The organism is Bacteroides sp. 14(A), from assembly GCF_000526555.1.
Taxonomy (GTDB): Bacteria; Bacteroidota; Bacteroidia; order Bacteroidales; family Bacteroidaceae; genus Bacteroides; species Bacteroides cellulosilyticus.
Genome location: NZ_JAGH01000002.1, coordinates 2,256,955 through 2,279,861, shown reverse-complemented (window position 1 = coordinate 2,279,861; position 22,907 = coordinate 2,256,955). Strand labels below are relative to the sequence as shown.

The following is a 22,907-nucleotide window of genomic DNA, read 5'->3' as shown; positions in this document are numbered from 1 at the left end:
CTTTTTCGCTAAATTCATATTTAAAGAACAAGAGACAAGAAAAACAGAAAGGCGAAAACTAAATAGTACAATTTATAAAAAGGCTACCTCAAAAAAATGAGGTAGCCTTATTCATATCTTTTGTATCAGATATACTCTGTTACAAACTTATTTCCCAAATAACAGTAGTAGGAAACAATTATTCCGGTAATTCTAATGTTTCTGTAAAGCCACTGTATAGAATTCCATACCCGCCTTCTACAGCAACAGCTCCACGCATTGCGAATAGCAACTTATTGCCTTGACGTTGCATGTCGGTAGGAGTGAAATACACCATTCCATAAGTAGCATGTTTATATCCAGTAGCTTGTAAGTCCCAATTAACCAGAGTTTGGCCATCTTCACTCAATGTAAAGACCATGGGATATCCTTCTGTTATACAATCCGGCAACTTGTATATATTACCTTCTTTAGCTTTCAATATGGGCTGTTCCCATGCCTGGCCGAAAAGTTCTGAAGTATATATCCCGGTTCCGTAATCCTCCCATGTCAACTTTCTCTGGGCAGTTACAGTTATTTCACCGGATTTAGAAGGCGACAATGCATCCTTGTCATCTATGGTCAGTACAATCTCATATTTACCAGTAGCGCTCAAGTCATCTATAGAACCGAAAACTAATTCTGCGTACCCCACTGCTTCGCCTTTTGCAAAGGCTATATTGGAACTTTTCAAGGTGAATACACCTTCTTCTACTGTAGCTTCATCTATGCTAATGCCGACTGAAGCCTCTGCATCTGTATTTCCACGATACACGGGAACCCGGATAATACCATTGTCTTCAGCACCTACTTCCACATTCATTTGAGTAGATGCAAAAGCTGCTTCAACTCCGTTTACACCATATTTCGTACCTTCTGCATCTGTATCGCAGGAGGTAAAAGCTACCAAACAGAGCAATATAGCAGCATATTTCTTTATTGTATATAGTTTCATATTTTCCTTCATTATATAGGTTTATAAATTATTGAACTATAGGATTCTGATCCGCAGAGGTAATATTCTCATTACCATCTATTTCAGACTGCGGCAGAGGAAGGATAAATAATGGAGAAGCGGCATTAGTGTTCTTTGTCGTTACCTTCTCTGTATGATTAGAGCCTTCATAATTACGATTATACCCCAAACCTAAACGCTGCATATCGAAGATACGTCCCACTTCACCCCAAAGTTCCACACGACGTTGGAATAAAATCTCATCCATTAATGTTTCCAAAGGAGCATTAGTGTCAGAATTATAAGTATTTGCATCTGTACGGGTAGCTAAACGTTCCTCAAACTTACTATCTCTCGCGTTTCCTAAAGTTTTTATTGTGGTACGGGCAGCACCATATTCTTTCTGATGACATTCGGCTTCAGCCTTTATTAATATCATCTCTTCTGCTCTCATAAGTAAGTAATCACCTGTACGGGTGGTGTAATCTGCCATTTTAAACTTAATTTGGCAGTAACTCGTATAAGATGACGCTGTCTTTTCTTCGTCAGAAGGAATGGCCCCACGGAACCACGCTGTTTTACGCTCATCTGTATCAGAAATCAGTTTATACAACCCTGTGCTTATGCATTGGCGTGCTTTAGAAGCATACATACCCGGTGCATCAGCATCCATATGCGAGAAGAAGCTTGCAAAACCACTGGACTGATCGGCTATAATTTCCATTCCCCATAAAACATCTGCTGTTTTTACACTATTATTCCCGCCCAATTCGGCTATAGTGGCAACTTTTAATGAAGGTTTTTTTAAGGCTTCAGCAGCTGCCGTCGCAGCACCTGCATAGTCATGTTGAGTAAGGCAGATACGGGCTTTTATGCCATTAGCTACATAGTAATCTATATGAGATACATGCGTTTGCACTTTATTACTGATACTTCCTAACAGATCAATAGCTTTTTCTATATCAGAATTGATTTGAGTATAAACTCCCTGAACGGTTCCACGAGGGCTTCCCTCCGAACCGGCAACCGTTGCCCCTGTATACAAAGGTACACCGGGTGCATCCTCATGTCCTTTATACGTTTGTTGGTACAATTGTATCAGATAGTAATAAGCAAAAGCACGCATGGCATAGGCCTGCCCTACAACGCTGTTCTTAAGTTCCGGATCACCTCCCATTGTGTTTTCTGAAGCAATGATATAATTTACATTACTAACGATAGTATAATAGAAGTTCCAAATAGAATAAGGACGTCCAGCTTTATTTGAATAGTCTCCATGAACATTCAAACGATAATCTTCATAAAACCAGCCTTGTCCCTGCTCTTTCATTAAATGATCTTCAGCCATCAGATCTCCAAGCAATTGGATAGCTGTCTGTCCGCAGTTTTCTGAGCCCCAGTTCGAACTCCACCCTGCTACATATAACATACGGTATACACCATTTATAGCAGTTTCTGCGCTACTTGCATCTGCAAATATCGTAGAACCTGATACCTTGTCAGTCGGTTCCGTATTCAATTCATCGGCACATGAGCTGCATGCAAGAAGGCCGATTAAAGAAAATATATATAATACTTTTTTCATCTTTTATATTATTTAATCAGGTTTAGAAAGTGATATCAATTCCGAATGAAATTGTTCTGACAGGTACGTAACCAAAATCCGTTCCCCCAGTGAAGTTATATTGAGGGTCCATACCTTTCAGGTGATTGAACAACACAACATTGTCTGCCGTTGCAGTCAGGCGTGCAGAATCGAATCCGATAGATTTCATCCACTTTGAAGGTAGAGAATATCCTAAAGCAATATTTTTAATAGCAAAATACGAAGCGTCAATCAAACTGTTATCAGTAACAATGTAACTCTTTCCGATTTCAATACGTGGGATGTCTGTGATATCGCCCGGATTTTTCCATGCACGTTCCAGCATTTTACTCTTTGCCTGTCCTACATAATTGCCATATAATAAGGTATTATAAATGCCATCCAATACTTTACCACCAATAGAATATGTACAAAGGATACTCAAATCAAATCCTTTATATTTGAATGTATTATTGATGGAACCATATAAATCAGGAATACGGCTACCCTGAATTTCTTTGCATGCAGTAGCCTTGGCCATATCGTTAGTTATATACTTTTTGCCCTTAACTCCGTTTTCATCGGTATCCCATGCCCAATACAGTTGTTCTCCAGTTGCGGGATCAACGCCAGCGGCAGTTGCAGTATAGAATGAATATAAAGTCTCACCTTCGCGAATGATATAAGATCCGGAAATGATTTCCGGTTTATCTGCCAGTTGCAAAACCTTATTCTTAATCGTAGAGCCAAGGAGCGTTAAGTTCCAGGTAAACGGAGTATCTTTAAAGATATCAACTCCCAATGTGAGGTCAATACCTGTATTGCGCATACTACCAACGTTCTTGTTGTAGCCATCAAAACCGAGTGAAGTTGCCATTGGGAATGACATTAACATATCTGTCGTCTTACGTTGATACCATTCGATAGTAGCAGAAACACGATCAAACAATTTTGCTTCAATACCAATATTCAGGTTAGCATTTTTCTCCCATTTCAATTCTTTATTTTCCAAGGAAGTTACGGCCGCACCGCTCATCGACGAGTTTGCATAACCCAAATCATAAAATGACTGCCAAGCATAAAAATTCTGTTTGGTACCATTCAATATGGCATCATTACCCTGCACACCGTAGCTGGCCTTTAATGACAGATTATTAATCCAAGTAATGTCACTCATGAAAGATTCGTGAGAGATACGCCAGTTACCACCGACCGACCAGAATTTACCCCAACGGTTATCCTTATAGAAACGAGAAGAACCATCGGTACGGAAACTGGCAGAAAGGTAATACTTATCAGCAAAGTCATAATTCAAACGTGATAACACAGATTGAACTGCATAATTGTTCTGATAAGAAGATGCTCCTGTAATCGTTGTAGCTGCATCCAGTTCATAAAGTCCACCAAATGGGAATCCCGTCTTGGTTGCTGACAAATAATCATATCGGTATTTATAAAACTCATGTCCAACCAAAGCTTCAAAATGATGATCACCGAACTTTCTGTCGTATGTCAACAATTGATTGAAAGTATAGCTGAATGTACGTGCAGTAGCTTTCTGTATAGTACCTTTTACGGCTACAGAGTTGCCGTTGTATGGATTATAATAAGTTGCTCCGGCTGAATTGATTAAGTCAAAGCCATAATTAACCGAGAATTTCAATCCTTGCAAGAATGTATTTTTCAAATCACCTAATTCCGCATATACACGTCCACTCAAGTTATCGCTTTGAGTAGAATACATATCATCATATAAGGTAGCAATTGTGTTCCACTCTGAACTGGCACCGGCCGGTCTGTTTTTACCATAGTCAAAAACGGCATTTCCCAAATTGTCATAAATCGTAGCACCATTGGCATCTTTCTCAAAGACAGGGAAAATAGGAGCCATTAATTGTGCACTGTACCAAACATTGGATGAACCGGATGAATTTTCAACAGCTGTATTGCTCTCATTGCGAGAGTAGTTGGCGCTCATTCCGGCTTTTAACCAGTTTGTAACTTCAGAATCTATATTCAAACGTCCATTATACCGATTGAATTTTGTTGTCTTTAACAGACCTTCTTCATCAAGATAGCCTAAAGAAAACATATATTTGGTTTTGTCGCTTCCACCACTGAACGAAGCAACATACTCTTGACGTAAAGGATTGCTTTTTAAAGCTTCATCCATCCAGTCTTCACTATATCTTAATTTGGCATCACTACGTACTTTTCCTGTCACAGGATCGATCAGTTCTGTAATACTATAATTAAAAGGGTTATACTGTTCGTTCTGGCCTAGCATAGCAGTGGATCCACTTTTCATAGCCTCTAATGCAGCAACACCTGCCAACTCCGGAGAAACTCCACCGTTGATAATCTGATTATTCTTATATGACTGGAAGATTGTTTCTAAATAACCGGCTTCGTCCATCGTTTCATAACGTGGAATAGCACGTGAGGAAACACCCCAATTTGCTTTCAAGTTCACTTTTACCTTACCGGAATTACCTTTTTTGGTAGTAATCATAATCACACCATTTGCACCACGAGAACCATAAAGAGCACCAGCAGAAGCGTCTTTAAGAACTGTCATCGTTTCAATGTCATTAGGATTGATTGCTGAAATGTTACCATCATAGGGAACACCATCCACTACATACAACGGTGATTGTGATGAATTGATAGAGCCATAACCACGGACTACTACAGAAGAGCCTGATCCCGGCTGCCCTGAACCTGAAGTAGTTTGCACACCGGCAACCATACCGTCCAATGCTTTCGTAACGTTTGCAACTGGTCTTTCTTTCAACTTCTCAGACTTGATAACTTCCGCAGAACCAGTAAAAGACTCTTTCTTTGTGGTACCATAGGCTATGACCATTACTTCATCCAGCATTTCAGTATCCGACTTCATAATAACCTTTACATTCGGTTTTATTGCAACGTCCTGTGCTTGCATACCAATATACGTAATCTGAAGCGTTTTCGCAGAACTTAGTAGATGATATTTTATTGATAATCAATGAGAAATAAATGCCAGAAGAACTTCTCATGAGATAATTGCAATTTGTTAAATAGCTAATTACCAGATATATAATAAATAGTTTTGTAATCATGTATCTACTCAAATGATCCTTTATTTATATATCAAGATTCTGTTTATCAAGATATTAATAGGTAATAAGGCTAAGCGATGAATTATAATTCCAATACTATAGGTTCGAAAAAACATTTATATGTATGAAATGCTTGAAGAGTATATTGGGAACATATCGGTAAATAACATACATAAGGGAAGTATATTATATGGTCTTATTTTTTTGACATATATTAATTCTAAATATGGATATATTCATTTACACAGACAATAAAATAGGATAATCTTCCAAGTGATTCAGAAAGAATTTTTATATGGAACACCTTGTTGAATAAAAGTCAGGAATGTCGTTTACTGCTAACAAGAAGTTAGGAGTTTGAGAACAAGAAGTTAACTCCTTGTCGACAAACTCTTAATTTCTTGTCGACAAGAAATAGACACATTGTAATACTTTGATTATTAGCATTATTACTAAAGATTATTATCTGCTTATTTGTAATTATAACTCTCATTTTAGATTATTCTTTAAATAGTATTTGGGGTATGGAATAGGCATATTATGGCAACATTGCGTGTAATGCTTCTTAAGTTCCTTTATATTACTATTTAAATATGAAAGACAGATAATACAAGAAACTGAGAAAAAAGAGAAATAGAACAGAATATCAAATAGACCAGATACATGAAGTCACAAAAAAGGTGTAACTCAATTATCCAATATTCCTAAAGCTTCATGGCAAACGGTTACACCTTAATTCAACGAGACTTATTTTCCTTTTTTACGATGAGCTAATGAGTGGTTTTTCTCCAAATCACTTATTATTGTCATGTCCATAACATTAGTGTATATTTGCGTAGTTTTCACACTCTTATGCCCTAGAAGTTTTTGCACGGTTGTAATATTAACACCATTGTAAATCAATAACGTTGCATTAGTATGTCGTGCTGTATGGAATGACACTTTTTTAGATAACCCGGCTAATCGGGTAATGATAATCAACTCTTTATTCACGTTCGAATTATCTCTCAAATGAAAAAAATCTTGTAGATTTGCCTGATACTTATTCAAAATCTGAATTCCTTTTCCGTTGAATAATAAATATAATGGAAGTCGGACTTCTGTACCGGTTTTGATAGACTTATAGATTAACCAGGTCTCCTGATGCATTTCCACAATGTTTTCCGGCTTCATATTTACAAAGTCGGAATATCTCATACCTGCGTAACAACAGAACAGAAATGCATCCAATGTCTTCTGGTATTTTATATATCTTCCAGTCAATTGCAAAGTTTCCATTTTTTCTAACTCCTCCGGCGCCAAATGCGTATGTCCATTTTCTACGGTTTTGATCTTATATTTCCTGAAGGCATATTTTTGTATATCCATATACTCCTTATTAATAGCTACATTGATATGTCGCTTTAAATGCTTCATATGTTTAGCTATGGTGTTAGTATGATACCCTTTTGATTGCAAAAAATATTCAAATGAAGATACAAACTCAAAAGTTAAATCAGAGAATGTTACATTCTTTTTAAAATCTTGCAATAGTGCAAGCGTAGAGAGATGATTACGCTTGGTACTTTCCTTTAAGCCGGAAGTCATCACTTCCTGCTTAAAAAAAGGTATAAATGAAGATTTATCTTCCTGTTCTTGCTGTTCAGAAAGCATCTCTTTCAATATCTCCAAAGTGATAGGTTTACCCTGTTGCCAGAGCTCAAGTTCGCGCTTTTCTATCATGGCCATAAACTCATAAATCAATCGCTTTAAGGCATCTGCATTAGGATGGTTTTTTACTAGTAGTTTTTTCGCATCCCATTGATCCGGTCTCAGATAGACTTTAGTAGAGAAGTACTTCTTCTTCCTATTCAAGTAAGCCTCTACCTGTACTAAAGCTACGCCTCGTTTATTAAGGCTCTTTTTCCGGTTGTACACTAAACTGTAAATAATCTTGTTCATCTTTAGTTGTTTTAGTTAATACTATGAACAAATAAGACGAAATAATGTGCTATACAAGAAATAAAGAAGACTTAATATCTGTAAAAGTACGCTTTACAAAGTGTTTTTTGTTTTGTATTTCCTTTATAAAAAAGGTAAATCTACGTAAAATGACTTTCAAATTAATCCTCCCAATGCACTTTTTTAACACTTTTAGTTTAAAAGGTGAGGTACCTATTAAGGAATGATAGCCTGAGAGGTGCTTCAGAGTGATAGCAATCAGAATGTCATTTAGGTTTTTTAAGTGCAAAAAAGCTGCTGTTAAGCATAAAAACAAGCATTTGATTAACAAATTGATAGATTTACAAGGTTTTTTCAACAAAATAATTGTTCGTTTCAGTTTTATTAATATATTTGCATTTTGTTAGAGTAAAGAAACAATTAATGTAAAGTTAAACTTTAAGAGAGAATTTATGAAAAGAAAATTAATGCTGTTATTGGCCTGTCTTTTTGTTGGAATAGGCCTAGTAACTGCCCAAACTCAGACAATCACGGGTGTTGTGATTTCTGAAGAAGATGGGCAGCCAGTTATTGGAGCCTCTGTATTGGTAAAAGGTACTCAACTTGGTACTATTACCGGTGTAGATGGTGATTTTACTTTATCGAACGTACCAAGTTCTGCGAAGACTTTGCAGGTTTCGTACATTGGTATGCAGACACAAGAAGTGGCTATTAAACCTACTATGAAGGTCTTTATGAAGGTTGATTCAGAGATGCTTGACGAAGTTATAGTGGTAGCTTACGGTACTGCGAAGAAGTCTGCATTTACCGGATCTGCGAGTGTTGTAAAGGCAGATAAACTAGAAAAGCGCCAAGTATCCAACATTACCAACGCATTGTCGGGTAGTGTAGCCGGTGTACAAACTACAAGCAGCAACGGCCAACCAGGAACTTCAGCCACAGTACGTATTCGTGGTATTGGTTCTATGGCATCCAGCAGCAATCCGTTATACGTAGTAGATGGAATTCCTTTTGATGGTGATATTTCTTCTATCAATTCACAGGATATTGAAACTATGACTGTACTGAAAGATGCTGCCGCAGCTGCTTTGTATGGTGCACGTGGTGCTAACGGCGTTATTTTGGTAACCACTAAAAAAGGTAAGGATGGTAATGCGCGTGTATCTATAGATGCACGTTGGGGTAGCAATTCTCGTCAAGTAGGTAAATACGATGTGATGGAAAACCCTGATACGTACATGGAGACTCTCTACAAGGCTCATTACAATGCTGCTTATTACAAATTGGGACGTACTCCAGAAGCAGCGCACACCTATGCTAACGCACAGTTGTTCCCTGCAATTGGTTACCAAATATATACGTTGCCTCAAGGTGAAGGTCTTATCGGTATGGATGGTAAAATCAATCCAAATGCGAAGTTGGGCTATAGTGACGGACAATATTACTATACTCCGGATGATTGGACAGATGGAACGATCTCCAGTCAAATGCGTCAAGAGTATAACTTGAGCGTATCAGGTGGTACAGACCGTTTGAACTACTATTTCTCTGCCGGTTACCTGGAAGATAACGGTGTTATCGAAAATTCAGGTTTCAATCGTATTTCTACGCGTTTGAATGTAGACTACCAAGCAAAAAAGTGGCTGAAATTCGGCACCAGCTTAGGATATACTAACTCTAAGAGCAAATATCCGGGCGACCAAACAGCTACTGCTTCTTCAGGAAACGCTTTCTTACTGGCAAATAATATTGCTCCAGTTTATCCGATGTATGTACGTAACGCTGATGGTTCACTAGCTTACGACAAGAATTCAGGTAACAAGATTTATGATTATGGTGATGGTAGCAGTACAAACAGCACGCGTAACTTTATGTCCATGTCAAACCCCAAGGGTGACTTGCTTTATAATAAAGAAGAATACCTGATGGATATCCTTAACGGTAAATGGTTCATCGAGTTGTCCCCAATTGAAGGACTGAAACTAACAGGTTCATTAGGTGCCTATATTGATAATACACGTTATAATGTTTTGGGTAACAAGTATTATGGACAGTCTGCAAGTTACGGTGGTACTGCACAACAAGAACACATACGTACATCCGCCTTCAACCAGCAATACCTGGCTACCTATAAGAAAAGCTTCGGCATGAACAATTTCGATGTTCTGTTAGGTTATGAGAGCTATGACTACCGCTATGAATATAGTTATGCAACCGGGCAGAATCTTTATAAGGATTATGATTTCACGGTAAACAACACTATCGATAACAAACGTGGTGGTGGTGCTCGTGACGAATATTCTACCAGAGGTATTATCAGTCGAATCAATTACGACTTTGATGAAAAATACTTTGCCAGTGCTTCTTACCGTCGCGACGCTTCTTCTCGTTTCCATCCTGACAAACGTTGGGGTAACTTCTGGTCGGCCAGTGTCGCATGGGTTATCAGTAAAGAAGCATTTTTGGAAAATACAGAATGGATTGATATGTTGAAGCTAAAGGCTTCGTTTGGTCAGCAAGGTAACGATGCATTGCTGAGAAACGGTTATGCAAACTACTATCCGTATCTGGATCAATACTCCATGACCGGTGCTAATGGTATATTCTCGGATGGTACACTTTATTATAAAGGTAATCCAGATATCACTTGGGAAAAAAGTAACTCCTTCAATATAGGTACTGACTTCACACTGCTCAACCATAAATTAGAAGGTACAATAGAATATTTCAACCGTAAGACTAGCGACATGCTTTATAATAAGCCGGTAGCAAACTCCAACGGTTACAGTTCTATTCCAATGAACATTGGTTCGATGACTAACTCGGGTGTAGAAATTGAATTGAATTATACTCCGATTGATATCAATAATTTGAAGTGGAACATTTTTGGGAATGCCACTTTCCTGAAAAATAAAGTAAATAAGCTGCATCCTGATTTGAATGGTGAATTAATCAGTGGTTCACGTATTTATCGCGAAGGTGAATCTATGTACCAACTTTATCTAGTGAAATATGCAGGTGTTGACCCCACTACCGGACAATCTTTGTTCTGGGCGAAAGATGATGAAGGAAACGCCTATACAACAGCAGACTATGCTGTCGCTTCTAATTGCAAAGAAGCTACCGGTGATTTGCTTCCGACCGTCTATGGTGGTTTTGGTACTAGCTTGGATTTCTATGGTTTTGATTTTTCTATCCAGTTCTCTTATCAGCTGGGTGGTAAACTGTGGGATTATACTTATCAAGACTTGATGCATGGTGGCAGCAACAGTAATGCCGGTTACAACTGGCATAAGGACATTGCTAAAGCTTGGACGGCAGAGAATCCGAATACAGATGTTCCTCGTTTGTGTGCAACCGAAAACTATGATGCAGGTTCAAGCTCCGACCGCTGGATTGTTTCTTCCAACTACTTGTCTATTAACAATATTACTTTAGGTTATACATTGCCGAAAAGAATCGTACGCAACTTGGGAATAGAATCACTTAGAGTTTATGGTGCTGCCGACAATGTTGCATTGTTTGCTGCACGTAAAGGATTAGATCCACGTCAAGGTTATGTATCATCTACCACCTCTACGTATGGTGCATTACGCAGTATTTCGGCAGGAGTGAAATTAACGTTCTAAACTATACTAACTATAAAGCAGAATAACAATGAAAGATATAAAATTTAAAATATTCGCATCGGCACTTGCAAGTGTATTGCTTGTGGGATGTAATGATTTGGATACCGAACCGCTGGGTGCTGTTGTTACAAGCGACCAGAAAGAAGAAGTTGTTAAAAACGACCCAGAAATGGTATCGGCAAGTGTAACGGGTATCACTGCGATGTTCAGTGTATATGGCAATGCCATACCCACTTCTTTTGGACACGACGACTTCGGTTATGGTTCAATTATGCTGAACTTGGACAGCCGCGGCACGGATATGGTTGGTTTAGATATAAACTATAACTGGTTTACCCGTTCTATGACTTTTGAGGATCTTTTCTTTAACTATCGCCCGACAAACATATTATGGCGTACGATGTACAACCAGATCTATACTGCTAATGGAGTAGTGAGTACCATCGACCCAGCTACGGAAGATAGCTCTCTAAAGTACTACCTAGCACAAGCTTTGTCTATACGTGCATTCGATTATTTCGTATTGGCTCAGATGTATCAGCATACTTATAAAGGGAATGAAAGCAAGCCTTGTGTTCCTCTGATTACAAATGAAAATGCCAATGAGGCTGCTGCTAATGGTTGCGCCCGGTCTACCGTGCAAGAAGTTTACGATCAGATCATGAGTGACCTGAACAAAGCTGTATCTTTATTAGAAGCTACTGACAAAACCCGCGGTACCGATAAGCGCTATATCAGCAAGGAAGTGGCTTATGGTTTACGTGCACGTGTCAATCTGACCATGCAAAATTGGACTGCGGCAGCTGAAGACGCTCAAAAAGCCATCAACGGTAGCGGTACACCTTATAGCCGCGAAGAAGCAGGTGCTCCGGGCTTTACAGAAAGCAGTGACCACTCTTGGATGTGGGCCATTGTAATCGCTGAAACAGACCGTGTAGTAACTTCCGGTATTGTGAATTTCCCTTCACATATGGGATCACTGAATTATGGATACGCTTCAGTAGGAGCATGGCGTATGATCAACAAGAAGTTGTATAATGAGATTCCTGATACAGACGTTCGTAAAGGATGGTGGCTCGATGCCAATAAGCACTCTGACAATTTGAATGCAACACAAGTAGCCCAAGCTACGAAATATGGTTGCCCCGCTTATACCCAAATGAAATACGGTCCTTATAAAGGAGTAATGGCTCAAAGCACCAACGCAAGCGACATTCCTCTGATGCGTGTGGAAGAAATGTATTTGATTTTAGCAGAAGCACAAGCTATGGGGGGAAATCCTTCAACCGGCGCAGCTACTTTACAAAAGTTTGTAAATGACTATCGTGACCCTGCCTATGTTTGTACCGCTTCCAGTGCAACAGCTGTACAGGATGCAGTATGGCAGCAACGCCGTATTGAACTTTGGGGTGAGGGCCTTTCTTATTTTGATATTCTGCGACTGAACAAAGGTATCGACCGTCGTGGAGCCGGATTCCCTGCCGCTTATGTATTTAACGTGCCGGCTGGTGATAACACCTTGATCTACCGTATCCCTGAAAGTGAAGAACAAGGTAACTCATTGATCTCGGCATCAGACAATAATCCGGTAACATCAATTCCGTCTCCGGTTACAGACAACTAATGAACATAGGTAACAAACTGAAAAAATAGCATTATATGAATTTCAATAAATCAATTCTATCCATAGCGCTGTCGGTAGCGGCTGTCATGTTTGTCGGCTGTAGTACCGATGGTTATTGGGACAAAGCCCCGATAGACAGCGAAGTGAAATATACGTTCGACCAGAGCGAACAAACCTATAGCGTAGCAGGTACTGAAACGTTGACTGAAATCAAAGTTTCTCTGACACGCAATACCAATGTAGGTGCATCGACCATTGCCGTAGATGCAAAATTTAACGATCCTGCATTGAGCGGACCGGCTGAGGTAACATTTGCAGATGGTAGTAATACCGCCATTTATACGATTGCAGTAGGTGACATTCAAGTAGGCGTTTCTTATAAAGCGACTCTTTCCATAGCAAAGGATAATACCTCTGTATCAGGCAATTCTACCACAACAATTAATTTAAGCAAATTGTACAATTGGGTAGCAGCCGGTAGCGCTCAGTTCTATACTTCATGGTCAGGAACCATCGACGATAACGGTTTGGTAGGTGACGGTGTAAAAGTGGATATAGAAAAGGCAGAAGGTGGTAATGGTTTGTACCGACTGGTAAGTCCCTACTATTATTCAGAAACAGCAGCCGGTGCAACAGGAGTGACTTTGGAAAAGGGACACCACATACAGTTCACCGTTAATGCCGCTAATGGAGCACCTGTCGGATTCCCAACTACGGTTCAGAAAATGGGTGAAGCGAGTGCAGACGATGGCAACTATTACTTTGCCTACACACCGGGTAAGAACAACTGTGCATTCGAAAACGATGGTAACCTCTATATAATCAATGCCTTGGTAGGTTATGATGAAGGTGGAAGCAGCGTTAGTCTGGGTTGGTATCAAACCGTAGCATTTATCTGGAATGTAAATTATCCATGGTGATAATCATACGATAACTGAACATTTTAAATGAGGTTGTGTCAAAATGCTGAACTGCACCCCAAAAGTTGGACAGGTTAAACATTATCCCGTAATAGAAAGAGTTCGGTATTGTACCGGGCTCTTTCCATTTAACCGGGCTTTGATTCTTTTATTATTATAATATTCAATATAGCTATCTAAAGCCTTTATAAAGGTTTCGGTCGATTCAAATTGCTCGGCATATAGAAGTTCAGACTTCATAATACCGAAAAAGTTCTCCACCATAGCGTTGTCAAGGCAGTTGCCTTTGCGAGACATACTTTGTACTATATGGTGTTCTTCCAAACGCTTACGGTAGCCGTAATGTTGGTATTGCCATCCTTGATCAGAATGGAGTATAAGGCCGTCAAGATTGTCGAACTTTGCAAACGCTTTATCCAACATATCGTATATCTGTTCCAGATTTGGGTTCCGGGAGATATTGTATGATATTATCTCGCCGTTGAACATATCCAATATCGGCGAGAGATAAAGTTTGACGGAACCGATATTTATCTGTGTTACATCTGTCGCCCATTTGCGGTTTGGAGCTTCTGCCGTAAAATCCCTGTCTATTATGTTTGGGGCAATCTTACCGACCTCACCTTTGTATGACCGGTAGCGCACCTGGCGTATTTTGCTTTTAAGCCCCAAGTCACCCATAAGCTTTTGAATGGTCTTGTGGTTTAACATAAAACCACGATTATGCATCTCCGCTGTCACACGGCGATAGCCGTAGCGTCCCTTATGCTCATGAAAAATCAGTTTAATCGATTCCTTTTCATTGGCATATCTGTCAGCGGCTTTAAGGCGATTCAGATGGTAATAGAACACAGAACGAGCCATCTTTCTTAACTCCAATAGCAAGTCAAGAGGATAATCCGACCTTAGTTCGTCGATGGTCCGTGCCCATTCAGAAGTGCTTGGGCTTTCTTTGCCTCGACTAAGGCCTTCGCTTTTTTTAGCAGCGCGTTCTCCGCCTTCAGGCGGAGATTTTCAGCCTGAAGCCTCTCAAGTTCCGTTTGCGGTTCTTTCTTCTTTGGGCGTCCCATAGGATATTTCGGTGGTCTTCCTCGGCGTTTGGACGGCTCAAGAGCCCCATAACCATACTTGCGTACTACGCTGACCCAGCGTTGTAGTGCCGTCTTGCCAATTCTGTATTCTACTCTTACATGGGCCAAAGGTACGCCTTTTTCTAATATTAAACGTACTACTTCTTCCTTTAATTTAACCGTAGGACGGCAATGGGATTGTTGTTCCAGTCCGGAACGACCATAGTGGTCCCACATTCTCACCCATGCCAATATCTCAGTCGCACTGATATGATACTCTTTCGACAAGTGCGCTATTGCTTCTCCTTGTTTTACTCGGCTAACGATGATGAGCCTTTGTTCATAACTGTACTTCATAAAAAACACCCCAAAAGTTTTATGTCTAACTTTTGGGGTGCAGTTCAATGCTGGCACAACCTTTTTTTATGCGCAAAGCCCGGACTTTCCCAAGCCCGGGCTTTGTTATTACCCAAAGTTTATGTAACTTTAGGCATCAGTTTTTTCGTTATGGCAAAGTTACATTTTCGTCCTTACATTCCCAACCAAACCGTTCTTTTTCCACAAAGAATTGATGAAAACATAGCTGCGGACGATCCTGTCCGCATAGTCAATGCAGTTGTTGATAATCTCAATCTTGATAATTTCAAGAAGCTTTATAAAGAAACGGGGCGCTCAGCTTATCATCCCAAAATGATGCTCAAGGTAATTATCTACGCTTATATGAATAATATCTATTCCTGTCGTAAAATAGAGAAGCTTCTTTTGCGTGATATCCATTATATCTGGCTTGCCGGTCATGAGCATCCGGATTTCATAACCATCAACCGTTTCCGTAACCGTGTAAAGGAGGAAATAAACAACGTCTTCACGCAGCTGGTTCTTGTCCTTGCCGACAAGGGTTTCATCAGTCTTGACGTGGAGTATATCGACGGCACCAAGATTGAGTCCAAGGCCAACAAATATACTTTTGTCTGGCGCAAGACAGTCGAAAAGAACCGTACAAGGTTGCTGAATAAGATTCGCATCCTTCTGGAGCAGGTGGATGAAGCCATTATACAGGAGAACTCTGTAAAAGACACATCCGTGGAGTTGACTCCCTCCATGCTCTCTAATATAGTGGATGAACTCAAAGAAGTGCTGGAACACCAAGTAACACAGGACAAGGAACAAAAGAAAGCTCTGCGTGAAAAGAAAAAACAGGTCAGGGAACTTGAAGGGTATCGTGACAAGCTGATGGAATACGACAATCACCTTGAAGTCCTTGGAGAACGTAATTCCTATTCCAAGACCGATCCTGATGCCACATTCATGCGTATGAAAGAAGACGCCATGAAGAACGGGCAGACCAAGCCCGGGTATAATTTACAAATAGGTACTGAAAACCAGTTCATCATAGACTTCCGGCTGTTTCCCAACCCCACCGATACGCTGACCCTGATCCCTTTCTTCCACTCCTTCCAGCACCGCTATAACCGCTTACCGGGTATCGGTGTGGCAGACTCCGGTTACGGCTCGGAAGAAAATTACCGGTTCATGCAGGAAAATGGGATAGAGGCCTTTGTCAAGTACAACTACTTCCATAAAGAGCAGCGTCCCCGTTATACTCCCAACCCGTTCCATGCGGAAAGTCTCCATTACAATGCGGGGGAGGATTATTACGTTTGTCCGATGGGGCAACACATGAACCGCATAGGAACCAGACGTGACAAAACAGCGAGCGGATACATCACCGAAAGTGCCCGGTATAAAGCACAAAGATGCGAAGGTTGTCCTTTGCATGGAAGTTGTTTTAAAGCACAGGGGAACCGTATTATAGAAGTCAACCACCGGTTAAACCAATATAAACGGCAGGCACGGGAAAGGTTAGTTTCAGAAGAAGGAGTCAGGCATAGGGGCAGGCGGTGTATAGAACCGGAAGCTGTTTTCGGACAAATGAAATACAACATGGCATACAGGAGGTTCCGGCATGTGGGAGAAGACAAGGTGAAAATGGACTTTGCCTTCTTTGCCATAGCTTTTAATATCAAAAAGATGTGTGCAAAACTGAGAAAAGCAGGAAAGGAGCTCATTACACTTGCTAAATCTATATTTATTGGACTATTTATAACCCGATACAACGGGAAGATAGCAACTTGTTACCAAATGAATGAGAAAAAAGCGGCGTAGACAAAAGAAAAGATAACAGGACTATAAATTATAGAAAAAGGTTGTGCCAACGTTGAACTGCACCCCAAAAGTTAGACATAAAACTTTTGGGGTGTTTTTTATGAAGTACAGTTATGAACAAAGGCTCATCATCGTTAGCCGAGTAAAACAAGGAGAAGCAATAGCGCACTTGTCGAAAGAGTATCATATCAGTGCGACTGAGATATTGGCATGGGTGAGAATGTGGGACCACTATGGTCGTTCCGGACTGGAACAACAATCCCATTGCCGTCCTACGGTTAAATTAAAGGAAGAAGTAGTACGTTTAATATTAGAAAAAGGCGTACCTTTGGCCCATGTAAGAGTAGAATACAGAATTGGCAAGACGGCACTACAACGCTGGGTCAGCGTAGTACGCAAGTATGGTTATGGGGCTCTTGAGCCGTCCAAACGCCGAGGAAGACCACCGAAATATCCTATGGGACGCCCAAAGAAGAAAGAACCGCAAACGGAACTTGAGAGGCTTCAGGCTGAAAATCTCCGCCTGAAGGCGGAGAACGCGCTGCTAAAAAAAGCGAAGGCCTTAGTCGAGGCAAAGAAAGCCCAAGCACTTCTGAATGGGCACGGACCATCGACGAACTAAGGTCGGATTATCCTCTTGACTTGCTATTGGAGTTAAGAAAGATGGCTCGTTCTGTGTTCTATTACCATCTGAATCGCCTTAAAGCCGCTGACAGATATGCCAATGAAAAGGAATCGATTAAACTGATTTTTCATGAGCATAAGGGACGCTACGGCTATCGCCGTGTGACAGCGGAGATGCATAATCGTGGTTTTATGTTAAACCACAAGACCATTCAAAAGCTTATGGGTGACTTGGGGCTTAAAAGCAAAATACGCCAGGTGCGCTACCGGTCATACAAAGGTGAGGTCGGTAAGATTGCCCCAAACATAATAGACAGGGATTTTACGGCAGAAGCTCCAAACCGCAAATGGGCGACAGATGTAACACAGATAAATATCGGTTCCGTCAAACTTTATCTCTCGCCGATATTGGATATGTTCAACGGCGAGATAATATCATACAATATCTCCCGGAACCCAAATCTGGAACAGATATACGATATGTTGGATAAAGCGTTTGCAAAGTTCGACAATCTTGACGGCCTTATACTCCATTCTGATCAAGGATGGCAATACCAACATTACGGCTACCGTAAGCGTTTGGAAGAACACCATATAGTACAAAGTATGTCTCGCAAAGGCAACTGCCTTGACAACGCTATGGTGGAGAACTTTTTCGGTATTATGAAGTCTGAACTTCTATATGCCGAGCAATTTGAATCGACCGAAACCTTTATAAAGGCTTTAGATAGCTATATTGAATATTATAATAATAAAAGAATCAAAGCCCGGTTAAATGGAAAGAGCCCGGTACAATACCGAACTCTTTCTATTACGGGATAATGTTTAACCTGTCCAACTTTTGGGGTGCAGTTCAACGTTTTGACACAACCTCATTTTTATATCAATCCTTCTTTCAAAATATCCACCAATATCGGCTTTGCCCCACTCACAAAACACTCCACAGCAATTACCATCAGAATAAGTCCCATCAGGCGCATCATCACATTATTTCCCGTTTCCCCTAAAACCTTTACCAATCGCGTAGAGGCCCGCAAGATGAAAAATGTAATCAAGTAGATAAAGGCGATCATACCAATCAGTACACCTTTCATTTGGATAGTATGGGCATCCTGCATCAACACAATGGCGTTTGCTATGGCACCGGGACCGCAAAGCATCGGAATCCCTAAAGGGGTGACGGAGATGTCATCGGCATAAGTTTTAATCTCTTCATCTTTCAATTTCATTTGTGTATAACGTGCTTGCAACATATCAAAACCGATTTTAAAGATGATGACACCACCTGCTATACGAAATCCGTTTGTAGAGATCCCAAAGAACTTGAACAGGAACTGACCTGCAAAGGTAAAGACCATAATCGTGATGAAAGCTACTAATGTAGCACGAGACACTACAGACTGTCGCTCCTTATCCGTCATTCCATGGGTCATGGTCAGAAAGACGGGCATAGTCCCGAGAGGATTTGTCAACGTAAAGAAAGAAGTGAAACAAAGCAAAGCGAAAGGTAAAATAGTATCCATAGCTGCAAATTATGTGTTTACGCTGACAAAATTACAACTAATCCCTCAATGTCACAACAATTGGAGCAACTCTTTCAAATCTGTAATCTGATAAGTAGGCTTAAATGGAAACTCGGTACGTCCCGTTACATTATAGAACACCTGATGCATGCCTACTCCCTGAGCACCCGTTATATCATTTTCCCAGCTGTCACCCACCATCAACGATTCACGCAGTTCAGACTGGGTAGCCGACATGGCAAAATGGAAAATCTCGGGCCATGGCTTCAAGACACCAATATCATCTGATAAAACTACTTTCTTGAAATAATGGTCAATCCCGGCAGAACGCATTTTGTGACATTGCAGTTCCTGAAATCCATTGGAGAGGATATAAAGATTATATTTAGGTGCCAAATATTCCAGCACTTCCTGCGCATGGGGCATCAATCTGCTTTTTGTAGGAATAACCGCAAAGAAGTCATCAGAAAAAGCTTTCGCTAAAGCCGCATCCCCCTCTCCTACTGCCTCCAGAGGATAGAGAAAACGTTGACGATTCAATTCTTCCTTTGTCACTTTTCCATCTGCATATTCTGCCCACAATTCGATATTACGCTTCTCATAGAGTTCATAGAAATGTTCAAAAGACCGAAAATAGCGATCATATTCATATTTGCGATACATTTCCTCAAATGTATCACGGGCATTAAAAGAAAAGGCCCAGAGAGTATCGTCCAGGTCGAAAAAAATATTCTTGTACTGCATATAAAAAGAAAATGGCAGGGATAACCCTTCCCTGCCATTCTTATAATTTAATTAAGTTATTTTACTTGGATAACCAGGTATCTGGATACGCTCCAGAAATCTTTCGGATTCGAAATCTTCAGAACGAGCTGATCTTTATCATCTTTCTCCAAAGCATAAGAACCTGCCGGATGAGTGGTCAAGACATCTGCGCTCTTGGAATACAACTTAATTTCTTTCGTTGTACGAATATCAACCTGAGTAAAGTAATCCTTATTGATATCACTATCCTTAAGCACTTGCTTTTTCTGGAAGAGACCGGTATTTGTCAGAATATTCTGATCCTTCAGTTCTTTCTTTGTTCCGAAAACAAACCAAGCTGTGTTCAGTGCCTTATCTTGCTCAGCTACGGTTTTGGCTTTTGCTTCATTTTCGGCAGTAAGCACTTCTTTGGCTGTTGACAAGCCAGTTACAGCAGCATCCAATTCCTGAATACGAATATTCTTGGAAGCAAGTTCAGCCTGCAATTCCTCGATACGCTGGGTTTTGGCTACCAATTCCTGGGTCAGAGATTCTACAGCTTTCTTTAACTGGGTAGAGTTATTCTTGCTACTTTTCAGCATAGCTTCCAGTTTAGCGATCTGCTCTTTGTTTTCCTGCATTTGTTTCTGGATAAATTCAATATCAGTGGCTATTTGCTGCTTAGCTGATAAAGAACCTTCTGAAACCGCACCACGCTGCAAGTCTACGCGGCTCTCAGCGGCATTGATTTGGCGGAAGCCTTCAGAGATATCATTGAAAGTACCCATCATTTCATCCAGTTCAGCATTACGCTGAGTAAGCTCCATCAAAAGAGAATCATTTTCAGCTTTCAGTTGGTCTTTACTTCCACCTGACAAGCCGTCGCACGATGCTATAACGGCCGCACATACAATTAAAACTGCTAACTTTTTCATACGCTTTTGTTTTACGTTGGTTAATGAAGTTATTTAATCGTCTATTCCTGCTACTACTATTACTATTTCTCCACGCGGGTCATTGGCTGTGAAATGCTCAATCAATTCAGTCAGAGTGCCACGCACCGTTTCTTCGTGCATCTTCGAGATCTCCCGGGATACAGATGCCTGACGTTCCGCACCGAAATGCTCTGCAAACTGAGTCAGCGCTTTCACCAGACGGTGGGGAGACTCATAAAACACCATGGTCCGGCGTTCCTCTGCCAATATCTTCAGACGTGTCATGCGTCCTTTTTTCTGTGGAAGAAAACCTTCGAAACAGAATTTTTCATTTGGCAAACCCGAAGCAACCAAAGCCGGCACAAGAGCTGTAGCTCCCGGCAAACATTGTACTTCGATGCTGTTGCGAACACACTCACGCACTACCAAAAATCCCGGATCAGAGATTCCCGGTGTGCCTGCGTCCGATATTAACGCAACAGTTTCACCTGCCCTTATTCTATTAACAACACTTTCCACCATTTTATGTTCATTAAACTTATGATGGGATTGCATTGCGTTCTTTATTTCAAAATGCTTCAGTAAGATTCCGGAAGTGCGCGTATCTTCGGCAAGAATCAAATCCGCCTCTTTCAGAATACGAATAGCCCGGAATGTCATATCTTCCAAATTTCCTACCGGAGTAGGCACTACATAAAGTTTTCCCATATCCGTAATTGCTTTAGCTGAAGTATTTCTTAAGAAGTTCTATAAAATCAACCACCGTTTCATTCTCTTCATCAGGATTAACGGTAGAAGAAAAGAGTTCCAATGCCTTTTCCAATGAAGGAGCAGCCCCCAATTGGCGTATCACTTCATTCATACGGGCAGTATCACCGCCAAAAATCTCACGGGCAAAGCGGAATGAGTCATTCAGACTGATAGCATGCCGCAGATCAGTGGCCGGTTTTATCCGTTCTGCTAAAATAGGCGATGCAGAAGATATTATTGCGGACGGTTCAGACTCGGGTTTGGGCGTGGACTCAGGCTTGGGAGATACGACCTCTACCGGCTTGGTGATTTCAACAATGACCGGTTCTACAGGAGTCGGCTTAATCGGTTCAGGAGTAGCGACCGGTTCGGGAATAACCACTGGAGCGACAGGAGCTTCAGGAATGGCAACTACCTCTACGGGAGTTTCGTCCAGCAGTTTCTGCAAAGCATCCAGTCGTGCACGCATCTGCTGTATATTCCGTTTAGCTACTACCTTCAATGTAGGGTTAGCGTCTGTTGCAAGAACTTGCATTAAATATTTCAGTTCCTGAATATCCAGTTCTATGTCGTCCAATAATGTCTGCATTTCCTTTCGCATCACAAATGTTAATGCCGCAAATGTAGAAATAAATAATGAAAAAATATCGGAAAGCCATTAAAAGTGTTATTTTTGCGGCTAAAATAAACATTTTAGAACAATGGTATTATTCTCGGAAGACCATATACAAGAAACCAATCGTAGAGGAAGAATCGAAGTTATATGCGGCTCAATGTTCTCTGGTAAGACGGAAGAATTGATCCGCCGTCTAAAACGCGCTAAATTCGCCAAACAGCGCGTAGAAATATTCAAGCCTGCCATTGATACACGCTATTCGGAAGAAGAGGTCGTATCTCACGATAGCCATTCCATCGCTTCTACGCCGATTGATTCATCGGCAAGTATCCTGCTGTTCACTTCAGAAATCGATGTAGTAGGTATCGACGAAGCGCAATTCTTTGATAATGGTCTGATTGATGTATGTAATGAACTTGCCAATAATGGCATACGCGTTATTGTTGCAGGTCTGGATATGGACTTCCGCGGCCTTCCTTTCGGCCCTATGCCCGGACTTTGTGCCATTGCCGATGAAGTATCCAAAGTCCACGCTATTTGTGTGAAGTGCGGACAATTAGCCTCCTTCTCACACCGCACTGTCAAGAATGACAAACAAGTCTTTCTGGGAGAAACGGCCGAATACGAACCTCTCTGCCGGGAATGTTATCTGCGGGCAATAAAGGGGGACCGGACTGCCACCGGTGGATAAACTATAAATAAAAAG

16 protein-coding genes and 2 pseudogenes are annotated in these 22,907 nt (G+C 40.8%); 7 read left to right on the top strand and 11 right to left on the bottom strand.

Translation table 11 applies throughout. The features are described 5' to 3' along the window. Positions 1 to 178: 178 nt before the first annotated feature. From K429_RS0116080 to K429_RS0116065, 4 genes are all read right to left on the bottom strand, one after another. The gene (locus tag K429_RS0116080; RefSeq protein ID WP_231501872.1) at positions 179 to 973 is read right to left on the bottom strand and encodes a hypothetical protein; all 795 of its coding nucleotides are present in this window, start codon (positions 971 to 973) and stop codon (positions 179 to 181) included. A gap of 28 nt (positions 974 to 1,001) precedes the next feature. Further along, complete coding sequence (locus K429_RS0116075; protein ID WP_026367588.1) at positions 1,002 to 2,558, bottom strand: RagB/SusD family nutrient uptake outer membrane protein; 1,557 nt, start codon at positions 2,556 to 2,558, stop codon at positions 1,002 to 1,004. Between the two features lie 22 nt (positions 2,559 to 2,580). After that, positions 2,581 to 5,556 (bottom strand): TonB-dependent receptor, encoded by a 2,976-nt coding sequence (locus tag K429_RS0116070; protein WP_081750894.1) that lies wholly within the window; start codon positions 5,554 to 5,556, stop codon positions 2,581 to 2,583. A gap of 850 nt (positions 5,557 to 6,406) precedes the next feature. After that, on the bottom strand, positions 6,407 to 7,600 hold the full coding sequence (locus K429_RS0116065; RefSeq protein ID WP_026367586.1) for a site-specific integrase: 1,194 nt from the start codon (positions 7,598 to 7,600) through the stop codon (positions 6,407 to 6,409). Between the two features lie 452 nt (positions 7,601 to 8,052). Here K429_RS0116065 and K429_RS0116055 point away from each other — a divergent pair, with 452 nt between their 5' ends. From K429_RS0116055 to K429_RS0116045, 3 genes are read left to right on the top strand one after another with little or no spacing between them, the layout of a single operon-like run. Next, positions 8,053 to 11,229 (top strand): TonB-dependent receptor, encoded by a 3,177-nt coding sequence (locus tag K429_RS0116055; RefSeq protein ID WP_026367584.1) that lies wholly within the window; start codon positions 8,053 to 8,055, stop codon positions 11,227 to 11,229. A 28-nt stretch (positions 11,230 to 11,257) separates the two neighbouring features. Beyond that, positions 11,258 to 12,853 carry a RagB/SusD family nutrient uptake outer membrane protein gene (locus tag K429_RS0116050; protein WP_007212581.1) on the top strand — a complete coding sequence of 532 codons (1,596 nt, stop codon included), beginning with the start codon at positions 11,258 to 11,260 and terminating at the stop codon, positions 12,851 to 12,853. A gap of 35 nt (positions 12,854 to 12,888) precedes the next feature. After that, positions 12,889 to 13,773, top strand: a complete 885-nt coding sequence (locus K429_RS0116045; RefSeq protein ID WP_007212580.1) for a hypothetical protein — start codon at positions 12,889 to 12,891, stop codon at positions 13,771 to 13,773. An 81-nt stretch (positions 13,774 to 13,854) separates the two neighbouring features. Here K429_RS0116045 and K429_RS0116040 read toward each other — a convergent pair. After that, positions 13,855 to 14,694 (bottom strand): annotated as a pseudogene (locus tag K429_RS0116040) (IS3 family transposase); the annotation flags it as partial. Next, entirely contained in the window at positions 14,679 to 15,200 is a 522-nt protein-coding gene (locus K429_RS0116035) for a helix-turn-helix domain-containing protein (protein WP_025726501.1), read from the bottom strand. The pseudogene K429_RS0116040 and the gene K429_RS0116035, both read right to left, overlap by 16 nt. 150 nt (positions 15,201 to 15,350) lie before the next feature. Here K429_RS0116035 and K429_RS0116030 point away from each other — a divergent pair, with 150 nt between their 5' ends. The 3 genes and pseudogenes from K429_RS0116030 to K429_RS0116020 all read left to right on the top strand — a co-directional run. After that, entirely contained in the window at positions 15,351 to 17,009 is a 1,659-nt protein-coding gene (locus tag K429_RS0116030; RefSeq protein ID WP_025726057.1) for an IS1182 family transposase, read from the top strand. Positions 17,010 to 17,109: 100 nt separating this feature from the next. Further along, the gene (locus K429_RS0116025; protein WP_025726501.1) at positions 17,110 to 17,631 is read left to right on the top strand and encodes a helix-turn-helix domain-containing protein; all 522 of its coding nucleotides are present in this window, start codon (positions 17,110 to 17,112) and stop codon (positions 17,629 to 17,631) included. Next, a pseudogene (locus K429_RS0116020) lies at positions 17,616 to 18,455 on the top strand (IS3 family transposase); the annotation flags it as partial. The gene K429_RS0116025 and the pseudogene K429_RS0116020, both read left to right, overlap by 16 nt. Positions 18,456 to 18,511: 56 nt before the next feature. On the opposite strand, the gene K429_RS0116015 reads toward K429_RS0116020, so the two are convergent. From K429_RS0116015 to K429_RS0115995, 5 genes are read right to left on the bottom strand one after another with little or no spacing between them, the layout of a single operon-like run. Continuing rightward, positions 18,512 to 19,156, bottom strand: coding sequence for a MarC family protein (locus K429_RS0116015; protein ID WP_007212579.1), 645 nt, complete (start codon positions 19,154 to 19,156; stop codon positions 18,512 to 18,514). Positions 19,157 to 19,207: 51 nt separating this feature from the next. Further along, on the bottom strand, positions 19,208 to 19,900 hold the full coding sequence (locus K429_RS0116010; RefSeq protein WP_007212578.1) for a YjjG family noncanonical pyrimidine nucleotidase: 693 nt from the start codon (positions 19,898 to 19,900) through the stop codon (positions 19,208 to 19,210). 56 nt (positions 19,901 to 19,956) lie between these two features. Further along, positions 19,957 to 20,835 carry a hypothetical protein gene (locus tag K429_RS0116005; RefSeq protein ID WP_026367583.1) on the bottom strand — a complete coding sequence of 293 codons (879 nt, stop codon included), beginning with the start codon at positions 20,833 to 20,835 and terminating at the stop codon, positions 19,957 to 19,959. A 33-nt stretch (positions 20,836 to 20,868) separates the two neighbouring features. After that, entirely contained in the window at positions 20,869 to 21,543 is a 675-nt protein-coding gene (gene rsmI / locus K429_RS0116000) for a 16S rRNA (cytidine(1402)-2'-O)-methyltransferase (protein WP_026367582.1), read from the bottom strand. 13 nt (positions 21,544 to 21,556) lie between these two features. Beyond that, on the bottom strand, positions 21,557 to 22,186 hold the full coding sequence (locus K429_RS0115995) for a hypothetical protein (protein WP_044096704.1): 630 nt from the start codon (positions 22,184 to 22,186) through the stop codon (positions 21,557 to 21,559). Between the two features lie 100 nt (positions 22,187 to 22,286). On the opposite strand from K429_RS0115995, the gene K429_RS0115990 reads away from it, so the two are divergent. Beyond that, complete coding sequence (locus tag K429_RS0115990) at positions 22,287 to 22,892, top strand: thymidine kinase (protein ID WP_026367580.1); 606 nt, start codon at positions 22,287 to 22,289, stop codon at positions 22,890 to 22,892. Positions 22,893 to 22,907: the final 15 nt, after the last annotated feature.